This is a genomic window from Rhodoferax potami (genome assembly GCF_032193805.1).
Classification (GTDB): Bacteria; Pseudomonadota; Gammaproteobacteria; order Burkholderiales; family Burkholderiaceae_C; genus Allorhodoferax; species Allorhodoferax potami_A.
This window is the reverse complement of sequence record NZ_JAVBIK010000001.1, coordinates 1,367,501-1,370,000: the sequence shown is the minus strand read 5'-3', so window position 1 is coordinate 1,370,000 and position 2,500 is coordinate 1,367,501. Positions and strand designations below refer to the sequence as shown.

2 tRNA genes and 2 rRNA genes (2 of these 4 cut by a window edge) are annotated in these 2,500 nt (G+C 50.1%); all 4 read left to right on the top strand.

What is annotated here, in order from left to right:
• A 16S ribosomal RNA gene (locus RAE19_RS06555) occupies positions 1 to 309 on the top strand; it begins 1,226 nt to the left of the window's first position.
• Positions 310 to 408: 99 nt separating this feature from the next.
• A tRNA-Ile gene (locus RAE19_RS06550) sits at positions 409 to 485 on the top strand.
• 36 nt (positions 486 to 521) lie between these two features.
• Positions 522 to 597 (top strand) — tRNA-Ala (locus RAE19_RS06545).
• Between the two features lie 389 nt (positions 598 to 986).
• Positions 987 to 2,500, top strand: a 23S ribosomal RNA gene (locus RAE19_RS06540); it runs 1,364 nt beyond the window's last position.
• Together the 16S and 23S rRNA genes with 2 tRNA genes alongside form the textbook arrangement of a ribosomal RNA operon.

The following is a 2,500-nucleotide window of genomic DNA, read 5'->3' as shown; positions in this document are numbered from 1 at the left end:
ATACAATGGCTGGTACAAAGGGTTGCCAACCCGCGAGGGGGAGCTAATCCCATAAAGCCAGTCGTAGTCCGGATCGCAGTCTGCAACTCGACTGCGTGAAGTCGGAATCGCTAGTAATCGTGGATCAGAATGTCACGGTGAATACGTTCCCGGGTCTTGTACACACCGCCCGTCACACCATGGGAGCGGGTTCTGCCAGAAGTAGTTAGCCTAACCGCAAGGAGGGCGATTACCACGGCAGGGTTCGTGACTGGGGTGAAGTCGTAACAAGGTAGCCGTATCGGAAGGTGCGGCTGGATCACCTCCTTTCTGGAAAACTGCAATCTAATTTGAACGCTCACACTTATCGGTTGTTGGAAGGTTGTCGCTAACGACTTGGGCTTATGCCTGGTCATAAGTGACCGGCTTGGGTCTGTAGCTCAGTTGGTTAGAGCACCGTCTTGATAAGGCGGGGGTCGTTGGTTCGAGACCAACCAGACCCACCATCGTCGTCCAATAAACAGGTAGATATTGGGAAATACGGGGGATTAGCTCAGCTGGGAGAGCACCTGCTTTGCAAGCAGGGGGTCGTCGGTTCGATCCCGTCATCCTCCACCAAACTTCCGATACACATGAAGTCAACACCAAAGTAGCTTTGCATTGCTTGCAATGAAGAGGCTGCTTTGTTGTTGATCAAGATCTCTTGATCAACCGGCTGTTCTTTAACAATTTATAGAGTTTAATCAGCGTTGCCAACTTTAAGCTGCGCCAAGGAAACTGCACATTCGTAAAGGTTTAGTGCAGACCGTGCCTTGCGTGGTTGTTGGCAACATATTTGATTGCGTCAAAATGAATATCAAACTTTGTTTGAAATTCGAAAGTAATTAGGCTAACTGTTTGCGAAAGCAAGTGGTGATGTCATTTACGGCATAACGCGACAGGTGAGAGACCTGTCAAACATTCCTTGAAGATGACGGAGATACTCGCAAGAGTGGTCAAAGTTATAGGGTCAAGTGAATAAGAGCATGTGGTGGATGCCTTGGCAATGATAGGCGACGAAGGACGTGATAGCCTGCGATAAGCTTCGGGGAGCTGGCAAATTAGCTTTGATCCGGAGATTTCCGAATGGGGAAACCCACCCTTAGGGGTATCGCATACTGAATACATAGGTATGCGAGGCGAACCGGGTGAACTGAAACATCTCAGTAGCTCGAGGAAAAGACATCAACCGAGATTCCGAAAGTAGTGGCGAGCGAAATCGGAGAAGCCTGCAAGTGATAGCACAAGACATAACGGAACAGCCTGGAAATGCTGGCCATAGCGGGTGATAGCCCCGTACGTGAAATGACCTGTGTGGTACTGAGCTTGCGAAAAGTAGGGCGGGACACGAGAAATCCTGTCTGAATATGGGGGGACCATCCTCCAAGGCTAAATACTCATCATTGACCGATAGTGAACTAGTACCGTGAGGGAAAGGCGAAAAGAACCCCGGGAGGGGAGTGAAATAGATCCTGAAACCGCATGCTTACAAAAAGTAGGAGCCCGCAAGGGTGACTGCGTACCTTTTGTATAATGGGTCAGCGACTTACATTCAGTGGCAAGGTTAACCGAATAGGGAAGCCGTAGAGAAATCGAGTCCGAATAGGGCGTCTAGTCGCTGGGTGTAGACCCGAAACCAAGTGATCTATCCATGGCCAGGATGAAGGTGCCGTAACAGGTACTGGAGGTCCGAACCGACTAGTGTTGCAAAACTAGCGGATGAGCTGTGGATAGGGGTGAAAGGCTAAACAAACTTGGAAATAGCTGGTTCTCTCCGAAAACTATTTAGGTAGTGCCTCAAGTATTACCTGCGGGGGTAGAGCACTGTTTTGGCTAGGGGGTCATGGCGACTTACCAAACCAATGCAAACTCCGAATACCGCAGAGTACAGCTTGGGAGACAGAGCACCGGGTGCTAACGTCCGGACTCAAGAGGGAAACAACCCAGACCGCCAGCTAAGGTCCCTAAAATTGGCTAAGTGGGAAACGAAGTGGGAAGGCTAAAACAGTCAGGATGTTGGCTTAGAAGCAGCCATCATTTAAAGAAAGCGTAATAGCTCACTGATCGAGTCGTCCTGCGCGGAAGATGTAACGGGGCTAAGCCAGTTACCGAAGCTGCGGATTTGCAATTTATTGCAAGTGGTAGGAGAGCGTTCTGTAAGCCTGTGAAGGTGCGTTGTAAAGCGTGCTGGAGGTATCAGAAGTGCGAATGCTGACATGAGTAGCGTTAAAGGGGGTGAAAAGCCCCCTCGCCGTAAGCGCAAGGTTTTCTACGCAACGTTCATCGGCGTAGAGTGAGTCGGCCCCTAAGGCGAGGCAGAGATGCGTAGCTGATGGGAAACAGGTCAATATTCCTGTACCGATGTGTAGTGCGATGTGGGGACGGAGAAGGTTAACTCAGCCAACTGTTGGACATGTTGGTTCAAGCTTGTAGTCGTGCCTGGTAGGCAAATCCGCCGGGCTTAGATGAGGAGTGATAACGA